General features: G+C 51.0%; 18 protein-coding genes. 8 read left to right on the top strand and 10 right to left on the bottom strand.

The window, feature by feature from the left end; genetic code table 11:
- Positions 1-200 precede the first annotated feature (200 nt).
- Positions 201-2,510 carry an ATP-dependent helicase gene (locus QZN53_RS07355; RefSeq protein ID WP_163438379.1) on the top strand — a complete coding sequence of 770 codons (2,310 nt, stop codon included), beginning with the start codon at positions 201-203 and terminating at the stop codon, positions 2,508-2,510.
- A 29-nt stretch (positions 2,511-2,539) separates the two neighbouring features.
- Here QZN53_RS07355 and QZN53_RS07350 read toward each other — a convergent pair whose 3' ends face one another.
- The 5 genes from QZN53_RS07350 to QZN53_RS07330 form a co-directional block, all read right to left on the bottom strand.
- Positions 2,540-3,130 (bottom strand): nitroreductase, encoded by a 591-nt coding sequence (locus QZN53_RS07350; RefSeq protein WP_163438378.1) that lies wholly within the window; start codon positions 3,128-3,130, stop codon positions 2,540-2,542.
- Positions 3,131-3,163: 33 nt separating this feature from the next.
- Complete coding sequence (locus QZN53_RS07345; protein WP_163438377.1) at positions 3,164-3,769, bottom strand: hypothetical protein; 606 nt, start codon at positions 3,767-3,769, stop codon at positions 3,164-3,166.
- Positions 3,770-3,780: 11 nt separating this feature from the next.
- Entirely contained in the window at positions 3,781-4,530 is a 750-nt protein-coding gene (locus tag QZN53_RS07340; protein WP_163438376.1) for a hypothetical protein, read from the bottom strand.
- Between the two features lie 85 nt (positions 4,531-4,615).
- A complete protein-coding gene (locus QZN53_RS07335; RefSeq protein WP_163438375.1) occupies positions 4,616-5,419 on the bottom strand; it encodes an acyltransferase in 804 nt (267 codons plus the stop codon).
- A gap of 4 nt (positions 5,420-5,423) precedes the next feature.
- Positions 5,424-5,855 carry a thioredoxin family protein gene (locus QZN53_RS07330; protein WP_163438374.1) on the bottom strand — a complete coding sequence of 144 codons (432 nt, stop codon included), beginning with the start codon at positions 5,853-5,855 and terminating at the stop codon, positions 5,424-5,426.
- Between the two features lie 129 nt (positions 5,856-5,984).
- Between QZN53_RS07330 and radA the strand changes: the two genes are divergently transcribed.
- Positions 5,985-7,379 carry a DNA repair protein RadA gene (gene radA / locus QZN53_RS07325; protein ID WP_163438373.1) on the top strand — a complete coding sequence of 465 codons (1,395 nt, stop codon included), beginning with the start codon at positions 5,985-5,987 and terminating at the stop codon, positions 7,377-7,379.
- 162 nt (positions 7,380-7,541) lie between these two features.
- Here radA and QZN53_RS07320 read toward each other — a convergent pair whose 3' ends face one another.
- Positions 7,542-8,936, bottom strand: coding sequence for a pentapeptide repeat-containing protein (locus QZN53_RS07320; RefSeq protein WP_163438372.1), 1,395 nt, complete (start codon positions 8,934-8,936; stop codon positions 7,542-7,544).
- A 119-nt stretch (positions 8,937-9,055) separates the two neighbouring features.
- On the opposite strand from QZN53_RS07320, the gene QZN53_RS07315 reads away from it, so the two are divergent.
- Genes QZN53_RS07315 through QZN53_RS07305 form a run of 3 tightly spaced genes read left to right on the top strand, consistent with a single transcriptional unit; the run spans position 9,056 to position 11,315 of the window.
- A complete protein-coding gene (locus QZN53_RS07315; protein WP_163438371.1) occupies positions 9,056-10,249 on the top strand; it encodes an NAD(P)/FAD-dependent oxidoreductase in 1,194 nt (397 codons plus the stop codon).
- 16 nt (positions 10,250-10,265) lie between these two features.
- Complete coding sequence (locus QZN53_RS07310; RefSeq protein ID WP_294652237.1) at positions 10,266-10,700, top strand: SufE family protein; 435 nt, start codon at positions 10,266-10,268, stop codon at positions 10,698-10,700.
- Positions 10,701-10,721: 21 nt separating this feature from the next.
- Positions 10,722-11,315 carry a hypothetical protein gene (locus QZN53_RS07305; RefSeq protein ID WP_163438369.1) on the top strand — a complete coding sequence of 198 codons (594 nt, stop codon included), beginning with the start codon at positions 10,722-10,724 and terminating at the stop codon, positions 11,313-11,315.
- Positions 11,316-11,374: 59 nt separating this feature from the next.
- On the opposite strand, the gene tsaE is transcribed toward QZN53_RS07305, so the two are convergent.
- Both tsaE and nspC read right to left on the bottom strand, forming a co-directional pair.
- Positions 11,375-11,782, bottom strand: a complete 408-nt coding sequence (gene tsaE / locus QZN53_RS07300; RefSeq protein ID WP_163438368.1) for a tRNA (adenosine(37)-N6)-threonylcarbamoyltransferase complex ATPase subunit type 1 TsaE — start codon at positions 11,780-11,782, stop codon at positions 11,375-11,377.
- 47 nt (positions 11,783-11,829) lie between these two features.
- A complete protein-coding gene (gene nspC, locus QZN53_RS07295; RefSeq protein ID WP_163438367.1) occupies positions 11,830-12,969 on the bottom strand; it encodes a carboxynorspermidine decarboxylase in 1,140 nt (379 codons plus the stop codon).
- A gap of 82 nt (positions 12,970-13,051) precedes the next feature.
- Here nspC and QZN53_RS07290 point away from each other — a divergent pair, with 82 nt between their 5' ends.
- The 3 genes from QZN53_RS07290 to QZN53_RS07280 are packed head-to-tail and all read left to right on the top strand — an operon-like array spanning position 13,052 to position 15,579.
- Positions 13,052-13,840: a hypothetical protein gene (locus tag QZN53_RS07290; RefSeq protein WP_163438366.1), complete on the top strand. Its 789-nt coding sequence runs from the start codon at positions 13,052-13,054 to the stop codon at positions 13,838-13,840.
- A 21-nt stretch (positions 13,841-13,861) separates the two neighbouring features.
- Positions 13,862-14,839, top strand: coding sequence for an iron ABC transporter permease (locus QZN53_RS07285; RefSeq protein WP_163438365.1), 978 nt, complete (start codon positions 13,862-13,864; stop codon positions 14,837-14,839).
- On the top strand, positions 14,836-15,579 hold the full coding sequence (locus QZN53_RS07280) for an ABC transporter ATP-binding protein (RefSeq protein ID WP_163438364.1): 744 nt from the start codon (positions 14,836-14,838) through the stop codon (positions 15,577-15,579). The genes QZN53_RS07285 and QZN53_RS07280 overlap by 4 nt, the downstream gene beginning before the upstream one ends.
- On the opposite strand, the gene QZN53_RS07275 is transcribed toward QZN53_RS07280, so the two are convergent.
- Together QZN53_RS07275 and proC are read right to left on the bottom strand one after the other, a co-directional pair.
- A complete protein-coding gene (locus QZN53_RS07275; protein ID WP_163438363.1) occupies positions 15,580-16,944 on the bottom strand; it encodes a sigma-54-dependent Fis family transcriptional regulator in 1,365 nt (454 codons plus the stop codon).
- A 7-nt stretch (positions 16,945-16,951) separates the two neighbouring features.
- Positions 16,952-17,758: a pyrroline-5-carboxylate reductase gene (gene proC, locus QZN53_RS07270; RefSeq protein WP_163438362.1), complete on the bottom strand. Its 807-nt coding sequence runs from the start codon at positions 17,756-17,758 to the stop codon at positions 16,952-16,954.
- Between the last annotated feature and the right edge of the window lie 15 nt (positions 17,759-17,773).

The following is a 17,773-nucleotide window of genomic DNA, read 5'->3' as shown; positions in this document are numbered from 1 at the left end:
AAATTTTTTTTTTTTTTTAAGTCCTTTCAGGTTGTTTATTCGCTGAATAACCATGTTTTTATGCAACTTGGACTGTTTTGACTTTCGTGGAGCCTCTGTAACTATATGATTTGGCCGGACTAAGCCTCGTGGATTACTATATTTTTGTGCAGTAAAACAAATGTTCACTATGTGGTGCTCGTGTAGTTTGTGAGGTGCGCATGGCCCTAGAAAATATGGATCTGGAACGCTTGGATTTGGAGCAGCGGGAAGCGGTGGAAACCACCGAGGGTTTTGTGCGCGTGGTGGCAGGAGCGGGCTCCGGTAAAACTCGGACGCTGACCCAGCGTTACCTGTACCTGGTGAAAGAGATGGGCATTTCGCCGTCGAACATCCTGTGCGTCACGTTCACCAACAAGGCCGCGAACGAAATGAAAAAGCGCATTCGCATGGTGTTGGGCGGCGACGATAGCGGCTACATTTCTACCTTCCACGGTTTTTGCGTGCGGTTCCTGCGCGAAGAAATCCATGTGCTGAACTACCCGAAAGAATTCATGATTCTGGACGAAGACGACCAGAAGTCCCTTTTGCACAAGGCCTACGCCGATTTGGGCTACTCGCTTAAAGACTTGAAAATCAGCAGCGTCATCGACTACATCGGGGGCCGAAAGGCAGCCGATATCAACTATGTTTCGCTTTTTGCGGAACTGCCGTCAGAAGGTATGACTACCAAAGATCATTTGCTCGCGCTTTCGGAAGCGGCCGATGACAAGTGGATGCGCGTTTATTACCGCTACCTCTACGAACAGAAAAAGAATTACGCGCTGGACTTTGACGACTTGATTCTTTCGACGTTGTACATTCTCGAAAACTTCCCGGAACAGCTCGACAAGTGGCGCAAGCGCATGATGTATATCATGGTTGACGAATATCAGGACATCGATGGACAGCAGTATCAGTTGGCGGATTTGCTAGCGAGCTACCACAAAAATCTTTTTGTGGTGGGCGACCCGGACCAAACCATTTACGGCTGGCGCGGTGCCGATGTCAACCGCATTCTGGAATTTGACAAGACTCACGAAAACACCAAGACGATTTTGTTGCAGAACAATTACCGCTCCACACCCAGTATTTTGAAGGTACCGGACGCGGTCATCAAGAACAACAAGTTCCGAATTGAAAAGGTCTTGAGGCCAAAGCGTGTGGGCGGCAAGACGCCTGTATTTTACCATGCCAAGAACACCCGCGAAGAGGCCAAATGGATTGTAGAGCAAATTCAGAATGCCGTGCAAAGTGCAACCCATTACAAGGATATTGCGGTGCTTTACCGCATGCACTCGCAGTCGCGTTCTGTAGAAGAAGCCTTGATGGCCGAAAATATTCCTTACAAGGTTTATAGTGGTGTCGGATTTTACCAACGCAAAGAAATCAAGGATGTCATTTGCTACTTGCGAATGCTGGTGTATGCCGACGACTTGTCGTTCATGCGTACGGTGAATACGCCCAAGCGCCAGTTCGGCCCGCGCAAGATTGCGACATTGCAAGCCTTTGCCGATGCTCGCGGTGTCGGACTCTACGAAGCTCTGCTTGAAATTGTTTCGGAAGCAGGTCTTTTGAACAATGTGGCCGCCGATGTTTCATCGCAGGCGGAACTTTCGTCTGTCGGCGACGAAAATCAGAAGATTGATTTCGACTGCAAGGGGTTCTTGGCCCGAAGCAATGTGGTGGAATACGTGAAGCTGATTGAAAAGTATCGTTCCCGCTACAAGGACATGAGCGTTTCCGAAGTCCTCGCGAAAATCCTGCGCGAAACCAAGTACGAAGAAATGCTGCGTCTAGACGGCGACGAAGATCGCCTTGACAATCTGGCGGAACTCAAGCAAGGCATTCTGGAATTCGAAAACTACTACGAAGAAGACGCTTCGCTAGATGAATACTTGCAGAACATCGTGCTGTTCACGAACACCGACGAAGACACGGAAGAAAAAGACCGCGTGCAGCTCATGACGATTCACAATGCAAAGGGCTTGGAATTTCCGTATGTATTCGTATGCGGCTTGAACGAAGGCTTTTTTCCGGTCAAGCGCGTGCAGAATAAAATCCAGCTGGAAGAAGAACGTCGCCTGGCTTATGTAGCATTTACCCGCGCCGAGAATGTACTTTGCCTAAGCGATGCCGAAGATGGCGTTGCAGGCGAAAGTGGAACCCGTTATCCGTCTAGATTCCTGCTGGAAATGGATATGGGCGGACTGAATATTGCCCGCGGCATTTCAGAAGATTTTCTCGATGCCGCGAAAGCCTACATTGCAAATATCGATCGCGACCGCGAATTTTTGAGCGACGAAAGCCTTGGACTTGTAAAGAAGGCGCCTTCGGCCGAGTTTGCCGAGGGCGACCGCGTGATGCATAAAATCTTTGGCGTAGGAATCGTGAAGGCTGTGGACGAAAAGAATTTCTGCTACGAAATCGCCTTCGAAAAGTTCGCGACTCCGCGTTCTATTCAATTTGATTTCCCGTTGACACGAGCTTAGAAGGAGCTTTCCGCTCGATTGCCGTTCTTCTACACGAATACGACTTCGTTGCCGACACGCGGCGATTCCGTACGGTTCGGGAGGCCGCTTTCAGTATCGGCATAGCCGAGAGCAACAGACGCATAGACGCGTTCGTCTTCCTTAAGGCCAAGCGAGCGCAGGTATTCGAGAAGCGTCGGGTCTTCGTTCAGCCACTTGAGCTGATTGATGTAGCAGCTACCGAGATCGAGTTCGTTTGCCGCAAGCATCATGTTTTCTACGGCACAGGCGACATCGGCCATGTTGTTGCCGTAATCCTTCTTGTTCGCGACCACAATCAAAACGGGCGCGGTATAGCAGAAGGAATAGTTGCCCTTGCGAGAAAGCGCAATCGAATTCTTGAGGCTCTTGTAAAGGTCTTCGCGGAGTTCCATCGCGGCAAAGGCCGACTGCACGAGTTCCTTGAGCTTTGCAATCACCGACGCATTCGAAATCACGAAGAAATGATTAGTCTGCGCATTACCGCCGGTGGGTCCGAAACGGCCCGCCTCGACGACGGCCTGCAACTTTTCTAATTCCACAGGCTGCGCCTTGAATTTGCGCGTACTGCGACGGGTCTTGATTGCTTCTAAAGTATTCATGACATCCCCTTAGAAATTTCAACCTTTTATCTACTACCGCCAATAGACTGTTCCCGAGAACATCAAGGAATCGTCATTCGCCATTCGTTCCGCGTGGAAAAATTCAAAGAACGGCATTATATCATCCGATATTTCTAACTTAAGCGACGGATCAAAGCCCCATTCCGAATGGCTTTTGTAATAATACTTGATTCCTTCCGTGGCATCGATTTCAAGAGTATCACCGGTAACACTGTATTTAGGAATATAGTCCGTCAATTTAATGTCATACTTTTTTTGATCTCCATATGCATCAATCAGTGCAAAATGAATCGTATTGCTTGAATCAGGCTGCAGCTCGTAATAGGGATGCCTGTAGTCGTTCGTCGCCTCTTCCTGAATATCGCCAGAGACAAATGTGTATTTATAAATTCCACCCCAGCAATCAATATCAAGATACCGGCTGACACGGCCTATTTCTAGACGGGCCGGATATTGATTACATTTTTTATTAGGCGCACATTTATAGCTAATTTCCATTTCAAGCGGAATAAGCTTGACAGCAATCGGGCAATAATCGCTATAGTCTTCCTGTTTCAATGAACAGCCGACAAGTACCGCCAAAACAAGCAAAGCCCACCATTTATTCAAACGTTCCATCTAGCCCCATCTTAATATTTCAAGTTGTATTTTAATTCGATATAAAAATTATCTGTTTTAAGGGAACTTTGATTTTTTAGGGAACTGCCAATGGTAATCGTGCCCCACCCGCTCCATACCGAAGCAACATCCGTAGAAAGGATATGGTCGGAATCATCTTCAAAGGTATAATCACAAGTCGTGTATCCGTATGTTCCCATACACATCCCATAAGAAAGACTATTGATACCGGCAGGAACAAAAATATCTACCGAATCGCCTCTCATCTCATAAGGATGTTCTAGGAACTTCAAGAAGGGAGATGCATCAATATCATACTTCTTTTCTACACTGTCGATATCGAAAAGCGAAAAGACAATATGGCCGTTAGAATCCGGAAGCGTTTCAAACCTCTTTTTTTCTTCCACGTACTCATTCATGTATTTGTTCAAATATTCGGCATCACCCTGGTAGATGTTTTGAAAGTCATCCCTGGCATGAACAGAATCATCTCGCGAAAGATTAAAAAAATTGCCAAAATACAAGCCTTCGAGCTGGTTATAATATTCCGGATACATCTGAAAAAAGTTAATGGATTTAGACTGCAGCGAGTCATCATCGACCGTTATGTGGACATGCCATTCTATAGATGTATGGTGTAGAATTTCTTTATAGTGATACACGGTAGGAGGAGGAGGATCCGCTCCTCCTAAAGAAAAGCCGCACCCCGACACTACTAGCAGGACTATCAAAAAAGGAATATATACCGCAAGCAACCGCATACAGCAATAAATATACCTCATTTTAAGCAAAAAACAACACTTTATCTGCAGAATCGCGATTTAAGCGCCCTGGCACACGGTTTTTCTACACATTCATGCACGCAAACAGTGGAACCGCCACGACGTCATAAAGCATGTAGTTTCCGACAAAGAGGTTCAAGCGGGCCGCCGCCGAAATTACCGCAACTAAGACAAGGACCTCTATTACAAAAAATTTCCAGGTCTTTAAAAATTCAAGCCTTACGGAAAGTGAACAGAGCAGAACTCCGATAAAGAATTCAAGCCCCCTGAAAAACGGATTTGCATAAATGGAATCCGTCGCAAACGAATGCACCACAAGCGGCGACCAGAACAACACAAGGGCACAAGCGACAAACAGCAAAATCTTGGCGCGAGTTGCCAGTTGCTTAGCGACTTCCTGCATCAGCGGGAAAAACAAATACGCAATCAGCAGGCACGAGATAAACCAGGTGCCGCTATTATGGCTAATGTTGAACAAAGACGAAAATACGCTCTGCAGTCCAAGAAGTTCTATCGGCAAAAGCACGATATTCTGGAGCAAGCTTTCGGTCCCCAAGCTCACGACATAAATCACCGAAACCAGATAATACAGGGGCAATATGCCAATCAGCCTTTTTAGGTAAAAATTCTTAAGGGGTAAAATCTGAACCAGGGATTTTTCGCGGTAGGTCATATACAGCACGTACCCCGACAGCATAAAGAACGCCGTCATGAATACGGCCCCCATTGAGACAAAGCCCGTCAACGGTCCAAAATTGCATTCATGATGAATATGGCAATGAAAAAGGAGCACCATCAACGCCGCGACTACCCGGAACAAATCCAGACCGGCGGCGCGCTGCGACATTTTATTCTTGTCAATAATCATGCCTTTAAAACTCACCCGTTATCTTTTCGACAATTGCGTCCGTCGTCAAAAGTTCCGGCAACACAATCTGCCTAGAGGCATCGCCCTCGGGGTAGATGGCGTAGGCGGGGACGCCCGACTTATGTAAGCTCCTAAGGAGAGCGTTGACTTCGGGCGTCTCGCGGGTCCAATCCGCTTTTACAAGAGCGACACCGAGGCTATCCATGGCGTGGCGAAAGTCGTCATCGTCGAGTATGGCGGCTTCGTTCGCCTTGCAGGTGAGACACCAGTCGGCGGTCACGTCAATAAATACGGTGCGTTTCATCTTTGCGAAACTTTTGATGAGGGCAGGGTTGTAGTTGTACCAGCCATCTTCTGTCATTTGCGCCTGCATACGGGCGTTGAATTGCTCCGTAACGGCGGTTTCATATCGCGGTGCAAGAACAAGGAACCACATTGCAGAAACAAAGATGGTATCCAGTTTGACTTTCCTTTGACGAAAATACCGTAATTACTTTAGTGCTTTTTTGTGCATTTATTGGCGTTTGACAATTTATGTCAGGCGCATTTTGTTATATTAGTGCACATGGTAGCACTAAACAAATCGAAAGCGAAAAAAGAAATTGAGTTCCTTTGCACCGAATGCGGCAACACCACGCCTAAGTGGGCGGGCAAGTGCCCGTTCTGCGGCGCATGGAGCAGCCTCAAGGAACATGTGGTCGAAAACATTCTCGAGAGCGGTCGAGCCTCGCGCGGCTTGGGTGGCCCGGTGCACAAGGTGGTGCCGCTCAAGGATGTCGCGACCGAGGACACGCGGCGGCTGAGCTCCGCCAATGCCGAATTTGACCGCGTGCTGGGGGGCGGGCTTGCACCAGGTTCCCTAGTGCTCATTGGTGGCGATCCGGGCATCGGTAAGTCCACACTTGTGTTATCGACACTCGCCACCATGACAGCCGCCGGCGTCAAGACGCTTTACGTGAGCGGCGAAGAGAGTGCGGTTCAAGTCAAGCTCCGCAGCGAGCGCTTGAACGTGGCGGGCTCCGACATGCTTTTACTTTGCGAAACTAGCCTCGAAAAAATCTTGCAGCAAGCGCAGGAACTCAAACCGCAAGTGCTCGTGATTGACTCAATCCAAACGGTCTACAAGAGCGATTTGTCGGGCACTCCGGGCTGCGCCACGCAGCTCCGCGAATGCACGCTCGATCTGATGGTGTTTGCCAAGAATACAGGCTGCATCACGATTCTGATCGGGCATGTGACCAAGGATGGCCAGATTGCAGGCCCCCGCATTTTGGAACACATGGTTGACACGGTTGTGTACTTTGAAGGCGACCGCAATCACCAATACCGTATTCTCCGAACCATCAAGAATCGCTTTGGCGCCACTGATGAAATCGGCGTATTCGAGATGACGGGGCATGGTCTTTCTCCGGTGGAAAACCCGAGCCGCGTGTTCTTGCAAGAAAATGTCCCGCCGACGCCCGGGAGTGTGGTCTGCTGTACGCTGGAAGGCACGCGCGCCATGCTTTTTGAAACGCAGGCGCTCGTGAGTTCGACGACATTTGCTGTCCCTCAGCGTGTGGCGGCCGGAATCGACCCCAAGCGCCTGACTATTATTCTCGCCTTGCTCGAAAAGTTCGGCGGGGTTGTGGTCGGGGCCTCAGACGTGTTCGTTTCGATTGCCGGCGGGCTGAAGGTCTCCGACACTTCATCGGACCTCGCCTTGGCGCTTGCTATTGCCAGCAACCACCTCGCGATTCCGCTCGGCCGCCAGTGCATTGTCATCGGTGAATTGGGATTGTCCGGCGAGGTCCGCTCCGTGAGCCTGCTGGAACAGCGGCTCAAGGAAGCCCGCCGTCTGGGAATCACCGAGGCTGTGGTGCCTGCGGGCGGTCGCCTGCCCGAGAACACCTCCGGCATGAAGGTTGTCCAAGTCCACACCCTCTCCGACGCCGTAAACTGGCTAATGGACCGCAAGTAATGCGGACGGTCTCCGTGAGCAACAAGCGCCTCGTATTAACGAGGCGTGGTTGCGAGAGCGAGGCGATATCACATTTTTATGAAAGCTATAGAGCCGAGCGGTCTGTAAATAAAAAAGCCCCGGTTCATCACCGAGGCTTCTTAAATCCGTTAAGGTTCTTGACTAGTCTTCGTCGTCAGCGGCTTTTTTCCTTCTCTTCTTTTTGGGAGAAGAACCACTGCCTTCGACCTTGATGTCGGCAGCCTTTTCACCACGCTTGGTGAAGCCGTACTGACGCGGGTCAAAGCCGGACGGGAACTGGGTCTTGTTGTCGTAGATCACCTTCTTGGCGGTGAACTTTTCGATCTTGGCACCTTCGAGGTTAGCGCCAGAGAAGTCCACGTCTTCCATCTTGGTGTCGGCGTCAATCTTGATGCCCTGCATGTTGGCGTTGGTGAAGTTCACCTTGATGAGCTTGGCACCGGCAAAGCTTACGCCGTTGAGCTGGGCGAGAATGAAGTCGGAACGTTCGATGGTGGAGTTGGCGAAGTTGGCCTTGGTGAGGTCAGCCTTGTCGAAGATGTTCTTACGAACGTAGGCACCGTCGAACACGGCCTTCAGAAGTTCTGCGTTCTGGAAAGCGTTCTTGCTCACTTCGGTATCGTAGAAGGATGCCTTGGAAAGCTTGGTCTTTGCGAACGAGCTCTTGGAGACGGAGCCCTTGTCGAAGATCACGCCGGTCAGGTCCTGGCCGTCGAACTTCATGTTCTTCACGGTGGACTGGGCGAACTTGGCCTTCTGGAGCTGAGTCTTGGAAAGGTCGACGTCATTGAAGGTCGTCAAGGAAAGGTCAGCGTCCTGCAGGTTCACGTTCTTGAATTCTGCACCGCTGAAGTTGGCCTGAGAAAGACCAGCCTTTGCGAAGTTCACGTCAACGAGGTCGACGCCCTTGAAGTTGGCGGCGATCAGGTTACAGGCGGTAAAGTCAGTCTTCACGATGGTGGCCTTGCGGAGGTCGCTGTTAGCCATCAAGGAACGGGAGAAGTTTGCACGGGTCAGGTTGGCCTTGCTGAAGTCTGCTGCGGTAAGGTCCACATCCATGACGGACGCCTGGGTGAGGTCGGACTTGCTGAAGTCAGCATTGTCGGACACCTTCATGGCGTCGAGGCGAGCATTCTTGAAATTCACTTTCGGGAAGTTACTGTCGAGAAGCGTTGCACGGTAGAGGTTGGCTTCTTCCATGTTTGCGCCATCGAACGAAGAGCTACGGATGTCGGCACCACTAATGGTAGCCTTGGTGAGGTCGGCGCCTTCGAAGTTTGCGCCGTTAATCACTGCGTTCTGGAAAGACACTTCGTTGAGCTTGGCGCCCTGGAAGTTCGGACCTTCACCGGTGGCACGGCGGAAGTCGGTGGTGTGGGCGACGGCTTTCGCATTTTTGAAGTTGAAACCGTCAATACGCTTGTTACTGAAAGATACGTTCAGGTCTTTACCGGCCCAGTTGTCTTGGGCATAAACGTTGAGGGCAAGTGCGCTCAACAGGCACAGGCCGAACTTCGATACACTCTTCATATTCATATACATTCCCTTTTAAGGATAAACCAAATAACGGATAGCTCTAAAATAACTAAAAAAATTGCCAATTAACAATAAAAAAGAAAAAAACTTTATAAATAAATGCTAATTTGTTCCCCGAAATGGCAAATTTTACCTCAAATCGATATGATGTGGTGGTTTGCGGGGCCGGTCCTGCCGGTCTCATGGCTGCCTGTACCCTTGGTCGCTTGACCTCCGGTACTAGACGGATTTTGCTTTTGGACAAAAAAGAGCCCTGGAAAGAACCCATTTTCTGTGCCGAAGCTGTATCTAAGGATCGCTTGAATTCCCTTTGGCCGGTAGACGATACCTTTGTCCGTGGAACTCTTTCCGGAATTTATTTTACCTCGCCCAAGCGCTACCGTGCTGAATTTTATAGCAAGGACTGCGGCTTGATTCTGGACCGCGCCCGTTTCCACCATTCTCTTTCGGATGGCTGCGTATCTGCAGGCGTGGAATGCCATTACGATGCGGTTATCAAGAAACTTGAAAAGACCGAAGAGGGCTGGAATATTACAGTGTCGGTCGGTGGCGAAATCGTAACCTTGTCTGCCGAGGCCGTTGTCGACGCATCGGGGCCGAGCTGCAAGCTGACTCGTGGAATCAAGTGTCTCGAAGGCATCGAATCGGGCGATACCGATTTGGAACCCGCTATTTTTGCGGTGGCCGAAGGCATTGAACATAGCAAGGAACACATTGAACTCTTCTTTGGTTCTGAATTCGAAGCGGGCTACGGCTGGATTTTCCCGCGCGACGGCGTCGAGGTAAATATCGGTTTCGTGCTCGGCAAGGATGTCGAACACAAGGAATCCTTGCGTAAGAAACTTTTGGACTTTATCGCCCGTGACTACCCGAATGCAAAGGTGAAGGCCGTATATGGCGGCATGATTGCTTGCGGCCAGTCTACAAAGCCCTTGGCCAAGTGCGGCCTCTTTAAAGCGGGCGATGCGGCTAGCTGCGTGAACCCCATTAGCCGTTCGGGCATTGTGGAATCGCTTTTGTGCGGCAAGATTGTCGCGGAATCGGTCAAGGAATGGCTCGGCGAACCGAACGAAAACCGTAGTGCCGTTGAATCCAAGGCTTTTGACCGCTGGATGGCTGCCCTCGGCAAAAAGCACCTGCAGGTGGCTCGCGCCAAAGTCGGTTTCAATAAAATCAGCGATAAGCAGTTTGACCGTGCGGCTTTCAAGCTGTCGAAGCTTCCGCGCGAAAAGCAGACTCTGTTCCGTATTTTCTTTAATGTTTTGTGGGCTGCACCTTCCGTGATTTGGAAGATGCGTTCCTTCTTGCGGTAGGTTTATGAGCGAATTAATGGATGCGCGTTTAAGCGAAGTTCGCGAAAAGTTTGCAAGCTTTAGCGACCCCGATGACAAGTGGAAATTCCTCTTGGATTTGGCTCGCGCCCACAAGGGAATGAACGCTGCCTTGAAGGCAGAAAAATTCATTATCCAGGGTTGTGCATCGACCATGTATCTGGTTCCGAGTTTTGACGGCGCAAAAATCCACTTTGAAATGGATGTGGAAGGCGGTACCACGAACCCGCTGATTAGCCGCGGACTCGGTGCCTTGGCGCTCAAGATTTATAACGACATGGCTCCAGCAGATATTCTCGCCGTGGACCCGAAGTTCTTCCAGGATATTGGCCTGAATGTGGGACTTTCGCCGACGCGCTCGAATGGCTTTGCAAGCCTGGTCAAGCAGATTTATTTATATGCACGGGTCTTTGCGGCCCTCACCAAAAAATAGGTATAAAAAAGTAGGTAGAACATGTTCAGTTTCTTGAATGGAAAAAGCCCCTTTGACGAAGCCGAAGAACGCTTGGAAGCGGGCGATACCGTCAACGGCAAGCCGAGACTCCCGTCGGGCCCGATTATGGGCTGGCAGGACGGCGTGTTCCTCTTGGTCATTATCGGCCTGATCGTGGGAGGCTATCAGTATTACCAGCACGTCAAGCGCACCTGCGCCGAAACGTTTGCCAAGTGCGATGCCCTGTACGTGGCCGCTACCGAAGATGCATCCAAGTTCGCCGAAGTGGAAGCTTGCTACGAGACCACGTGGGATCTCGCATTCGTGAGCGACACTCTCGAAGTGCTCCGTCAGAACCGCTTGGGTCAAATTGAAGACTTGCGCAATGCCCAGAAGGACTTGCTTGCAAACGCAAACGACGCTTTGGACAAGGGCGACACCGCTACTGCTGCAAAGATCGTGACGGAATACAAGGGTGCCATGCTCCTTTATACCGGCGACAAGAGCGAATGGGATGAAATCGTAAAGATTGCTGAAGTCCAGGCCGCAAAGGAAGCTGCCAAGGCTGCCGCTGCTGCTGAACCGGTGGCCGATTCCGCCGCCGCTAAGAAGTAAGCTTGAAGTTCCTTTTATAGAGGTAATGAAAAACCCGCCTAAATGGCGGGTTTTCGTTTTTAAAGGTTTGTGACTGTAATTTCTCTCTCGGTTTCCGAGAGGATTTTTATTTCAATTTTATGAGTCAGACCGGGGTCGTTGTCTTCGAGGCGTTCCGGCCATTCGATCAAGCTGATTCCTTTTTCCAGATAATCCGGATCGAGGCCGACTTCATTCAAGTCGGCGCCGCCGTCCAGGCGGTAAAGGTCGAAGTGGAAAATTGGCGGATTGTTCGGGTATTCGTGAAGAATAGTGTAGGTAGGGGAGCAGACGGATCCCGTGAAACCGAGACCTTTGCAGACCCCGCGACTGATGACGGTCTTGCCGGCGCCCAGGTTGCCGTAAAGAGCCACCTTGTCGCCCGGTTTCAGGCTATGTCCGAATTCAACCGCCCAGTTGTAAGTTTCTTCTTCGCTAGAAAAAATCATTGATGCTTTATTGTCATGCCCGCGTAGGCGGGCATCTCCTTTTCTGCTTAAAGCTTTTCTTTAAATTGCTCGTAGGTGAACTTGTGCAACAAGTGGAATTTGCCCTGTTCGTCGAACTTGCCGATGCTCGGGTGGCGAACTCCGTTGAAGAACGTGGTCTTGACCATCGTATAATGGATCATGTCTTCGAAGATAATCTTGTCGCCCACCTTGAGCGGTTCGTCAAAGGAAAAGTCCCCGAGCTGGTCGCCGGCCAAGCAGGAATTACCTGCTAGTTTGTATGTGAATTTCTTTTCACCCGGCATGCCGGCGCCCGTCACGGTGGGGCGGTACGGCATTTCGAGGCAGTCCGGCATGTGTGCACTGATTGACACGTTCAGTATGACAATGTCCATTTCGTTGTGAACAATGTCTCCGACGGACGCCACCAGTTCGCCCGTCTGCCAGCCGACTGCTTCACCCGGTTCCATGATAACAGTGAGGTGCGGGTAGCGGCTGTGGAAGTCGTTCAGGAGGCGGACCAGTTCTTCGCGATGGTAATCCTTACGGGTAATGTGGTGGCCGCCACCGAAATTCACCCATTTCATTTGCGGAAGGTACTTGCCGAAATGCTGTTCGAAGGCCTTCAGTACGCCTTCCAATGCGTCGGCGTCCTGTTCGCAGAGAGCGTGAAAATGGAGCCCTTCGATGCCGTCCAACAGTTCCGGTTTGAACTCTTTTTCGGTGACTCCGAGTCTCGAAAACTTGCCGCACGGGTTGTACAGGTCGGTCTCGACTGTCGAAAATTGCGGATTTACGCGGATTCCTGCGCTTACACCTGCGGCGAGGGTCTTGTCTTTAAAACGCTGCCACTGGCTGAAGCTGTTGAAGGTAATGTGGCCTGCGCAGGCGAGAATCTGGTCGATTTCGTCATCGTCATAGACGGGGGCGAACACATGGACTTCTTTACCCATTTCCTCCTTGGCGAGTCTGGCTTCGTTCAGACTGGAGGCGGTGGCACCGGCTAGGTATTGCCCGATGAGGGGGAAAGAACGCCAAAAACTGTAACCTTTTAAGGCGCAAATGATTTTTATGTTTCCCCGCTTCTGGATATCGTCCAGAATTTCCATATTATGGCGCAGTCTGGCCTCGTCAAGAACAAAACAGGGGGAAGGAACCTGGGAATAGTCGAGTGTTTTTCCGAACATGGTCCAAAGATAGCCTTTTTTTGTATGTTTACCTTACCTTTTTTATATCGCTTTAACTACATTTACGATGATGAGTGTATCTATGTATAAGCATATTATTATTTCTTTATTGTCTTTGGCTTTCGTAGGAATGCCTTTGGCACAGACGGCTCCTGCCGCAACGCAACCTGCAAACCTCGTTAAAGTAGAATCCCAGGTGGTGGCCACACCGCGTGGAGCTACGGCAACGCTCGATGAAATGATTCAGGCTAAGCTTGATTCAATGAACCATGTGGCACCGGCGGTCGGTCCTCGTAACGCGGATAGCCTTGCGAAAGTCCAGGCCGACAGCGTCCGCAAGTTGGTCCAGACAGGTAAGTACGTGCAGCGCGCTCGCTACGACAAGAGCAACTTCGACCACTGGCGCATCGACACTGTGCTCCAGAAGCGCATGAAAGATCAGGTGGTGGGCGTCTGGCGCACTCCGATCATCGCTCACGGTCATGCTTTCCGCGATGCTGAACTCCGCTTCGGCACAAACGATACGCTAATCGGTATTACTCGCACTTACTCCGATTCTGGTCGCTACCAGATGACGGGTGAATACACGTTCAAGGCCCGCTACCGTTTCGATTCCGATCAGTCTCTTGTTAGCCGCGAAGTCTTCAAGGAACGTCAGGTGGTTCGCTGGGACTACATTACGTTCGATATTGTGAACGACTCTCTGCGCTACAACTTGAACAAGTTGGAATTCCGTGACCTGAACGATAACTGGCTCAACGCCCTGCAGGGATTCGACAATATCCCGCCTGAAATTTATATCCGCGATCCGAAACAGACTGCGGAATTGAAGCAGGCTGCAGCACAGCCCCAGAACAAGAAGAAAAAGTAAGGTCTTCTTGGGGGCTTCGCGATGCGCGGCATCGATCAAAGAATCCTTGTTGGATTTGCGCTGCTCATCGCTTTGATTGCCGTCCTTTCTTATTTGACGCTATTTTCTGGAGCGGTCGGACTGTCGTGGTCTGACCTTTCTTTTAATGGCTCTCATTACGATTCCGTAGAAACCCGCATTTTTTGGCAAATTCGAGTGCCCCGACTAGTGGCGGCGGTTCTCTCTGGAATTTCCTTGGCTGTGGCGGGTCTTTCGTTGCAGACTCTATTTAGGAACCCGCTGGCAGGCCCCTTCGTGCTTGGCATTAGCAGTGGCGCAAGCCTTGGTGTTGCGCTTTCGCTGTTGGCTGGATTCACCTTCGGACATTTCGGAGTATTGTCGGGTGCGGCCATTGGCGCGCTCGTGGTGACTTCGATTGTGATGTTTGTTGCCTCGAGGTTTGAAAACTCTACCATCCTTTTGATTGTGGGACTCTTGATGGGATACTTTATAGATGCCCTGGTGAGCCTTTTGATTATGGGAAGTGACGCGGAATCATTGCGCGTGTATGTGTCCTGGGGAATGGGTAGCTTTGGCCGCCTGACGATCGATGGCATTTGGATTTTTGCGCTGTGTACGGTTGTTGGTCTTGTTCTTGTGGCACTATCGATTCGTTATTTGAATGCCGCCAGAATGGGTGATGATTTTGCGAAGGGCTTGGGCGTGAATGTTCGTCAGGGGCGCGTAATGGTACTGCTGGGTGCTTCGCTTTTGGCGGCGGCATCGACGGCGTTCTGCGGTCCGGTCGCGTTTGTCGGAATTGCTGTTCCGCATCTTTCTTTTATGTTGTTCAAAACGAGCAACCATCGCGTTTTAATGCCTGCGTCGGCTTTGTGCGGCGTCGTACTTTGTTTGGCTGCTTCGCAGTTTTCGAAATTCCCGTTGAATGCAGTGCTTAGCTTGGTGGGTGTTCCCGTAGTGCTCTGGGTGATTGTTCGCGGTGGAGGACTTCGCCGATGAATCAATCCTTGAATACTGTGCTTCTCCAGTGCGAAAACCTGGTAATCGGTTACAAGCAAGATAAACGTTCCGATGCAGTCGGGCTTGTGACTCCGGTGGATTTTGAATTGAAGGCTGGTGAGGTGGTTGCCTTGCTTGGCGAAAACGGCTCGGGCAAAAGTACCTTCCTCAAGACTTTGTGTGGGCTTTTGCAGCCGGTGTCGGGAACGGTTTTGCTGCAAGGAAAATCGCAGTGGACAGCCAGGGAACGCGCCAAGTTCATAACGCTGGTGCGTATGGGTGGCGTCGTTTGTGACCGCATGAACGTGAGCGAATTCGTGGGACTTGGCCGTATGCCTTATGCGGGCCTTTTTGATGGACGCAGCCAAGAAGATGAACGCCTTGTCAACGAATCTCTCGCCTTGCTCGAAGTTGAAAAGTTTAAAGACCGTTGGCTCACGGAATTGAGCGATGGCGAACGGAGTCGCGTGTACTTGGCGCAGGCGGTGGCCCAGCAAGTAAACGTGCTGCTGCTCGATGAACCGAATGCCTTTATGGATATTCCTCGCAGTCGTAAGTTGTTCACGCTTTTGCAGAAATTGGCCAAAGAACGCGGCATGGGAATTCTAGTGTCGACGCATTCTGTGGAATATGCCGAAAAGTATTGTGACCGAATCATGGTCATTGAAAAAGGATGTGCGCGTTGTGAGCGGGCGAGCGATGCTAGGGCTAAAGGTCTGCTAGACTGGACCGAAGCTTGATTATAAATCTTTGATGTTTACGCCGAGATGATTGAGGCGATTGTAGAGGGCGGTGCGGAATAGCCCGAGCTTTTGTGCGGCTTCGCGGACAGAACCATTGCATTCGCGGATTTTCTTGATCAAGAAATCGCGTTCTTGCGCTAGTTGCATTTGTCTGAAGTTTTCGTATGCAGAGATGTTTTCCGAAGGGGTGTCGGAAGAGTTGCTCGCGTGCGGGTTGTTTGAATTTGGCTTGGTGGTGCCTGCCGAAGAAACGGGACTCACCGTATCGATGTGAAGGTCTTCGGGCTGCAGGGCGCCTGCGCTTGTAAAGCAGAGCGCACGCTGGATGACGTTTTCGAGTTCACGAATGTTGCCCGGCCAATTGTATTCCTGGAGCTTGTGGAGCGCGGCATTTGAAAGCGTGAATTTTTCGCCGGAGCCTTGGTAAATCTGGATGAAGTAATTCGCCAAGTCTTCGATATCTTCTTTGCGGTCGCGGAGCGGCGAGATTTGCATGGGAATCACGTTCAGACGGTAATAGAGGTCTTCGCGGAAACGCTTTTCGGCAATCTCTTGCTGTAAGTTTCTGTTCGTTGCCGCAATGATGCGGACGTCAATATGCTTGGTCGTGTTGGAACCGAGGGGGCGGATTTCCTTGTTCTGCAAAACGCGCAAAAGCTTGACTTGGGCGTGCAAGGGCATATCGCCAATTTCGTCGAGGAAGATGGCGCCGCCGTCGGCTGCCTCAAAAAGACCGATGCGTTCGTTTTGAGCACCCGTGAATGCTCCACGGGTGTGTCCGAAAAGTTCGCTTTCGAACAGGTTTTCGGGAATGGCGCTGCAGTTGACCGTGATGAACTTTTCGTACATGCAGCCGACGGCGCGGGCGATTAGCTCTTTACCGACACCGGTTTCGCCTTCGATGAGCACGGGGCCTGTATGCACGATGGCGCGTTCTACGGTTTTGCGGAGCTGTTGCATGGCCTGGCTTTTACCCACCAGGTGGCTCATGCGCTCTCTGAAAATCTGGCGCGCGGTATGAATATCTTTAAGCTTTGCAATTTGCGACATCAAGTGGAGTTTCAAGGATTCCACCGAAAGAATGCTGTCGTAAAGCTTGTTGGATATTTCTCCGAATTGTTCGGGGTATTCGGCGTAAACAAGAATCAGGGTGTCCGGGGATTTTTCGCGGAGCGCCTTGAGCATTTGCAAGTTGTGCGTCGAAAAAGAATCTAGATCCCAAATGACAAGCGGGACTTGCGGAATCGCGCCCGCTGTCGGGATTTCGCGGAAAGTGTCAACCGGATAATCTACCGACGAAAGAACGTCCTGTATAAACGAGGACGTTGCATTATCTTTCGCGAATAGATTGATGGTTGCCATTTAGGGCTTACTTTCCAAGTTCCTTGCTGCGGTCGGTGCCTGCAACAACAGCCTTGATGAGCGTGCTGCGGAAGGCGCCTTCTTCGAGAGCGTTGATGCCGGCAATGGTGGTGCCTGCAGGAGAGCAAACCATGGCGCAGAGGTCAGAGGGGCTCTTGCCGGACTGCTTTACGAGTTCAACGCTACCTTCGATAGTGCCGAGGGCGAGCTTGAGAGCCACATCGCGGGTGAGACCGGCCTTCACGCCGCCGCGGGTAAGGCCTTCGATGAATTCAAAGACGTAGGCAGGTGCGCTGCCCGAAAGACCAGTCACGGCGTCCATCAAGGATTCTGCAACGCGGCAGGTCACGCCGATGTTGCCAAAGATCTTTTCGGCGATGGTGAGCGTTTCTTCGGTAACGCCATCAGTGGCGAGGCCCACGGAGCCCTTGCCAACGGTCAGCGGCAGGTTCGGCATCACGCGGAGAATCTGGTTCTTTTCGCCTAAAACTTCAATGAGGGCCTTGCGGGTAACGCCGGCCATAATGCTCACGAAGGTCTTGACGGCCTTTTCGGCGGCAGCGGCGGCCTTCCATTCGGCGGCAACCAGCTTGAAAATCTGCGGCTTTACGCAAAGGAAGGTGACATCGGCCTTGTTGAGGCCTTCGGCAAAGCTTGCCACGCGAACGCAGCCGAGAGCAGAAACTTCTGCGGCGGCCTTGTCGGAGGGGTCAAAGAAGAAAATGCTGGAGGCGTCCTTGCCGGCCTTCAAAAGACCGCGGAGGATTGCGCCACCCATGTTTCCGGTTCCTGCGAAAAAGATTTTTTCTGACATAAAATATCCTTTTGT

Source organism: uncultured Fibrobacter sp. (assembly GCF_900316465.1).
Taxonomy (GTDB): domain Bacteria; phylum Fibrobacterota; class Fibrobacteria; order Fibrobacterales; family Fibrobacteraceae; genus Fibrobacter.
Note: the sequence above shows the minus strand (reverse complement) of the source record. Positions and strands in the feature narration are given on the sequence as shown.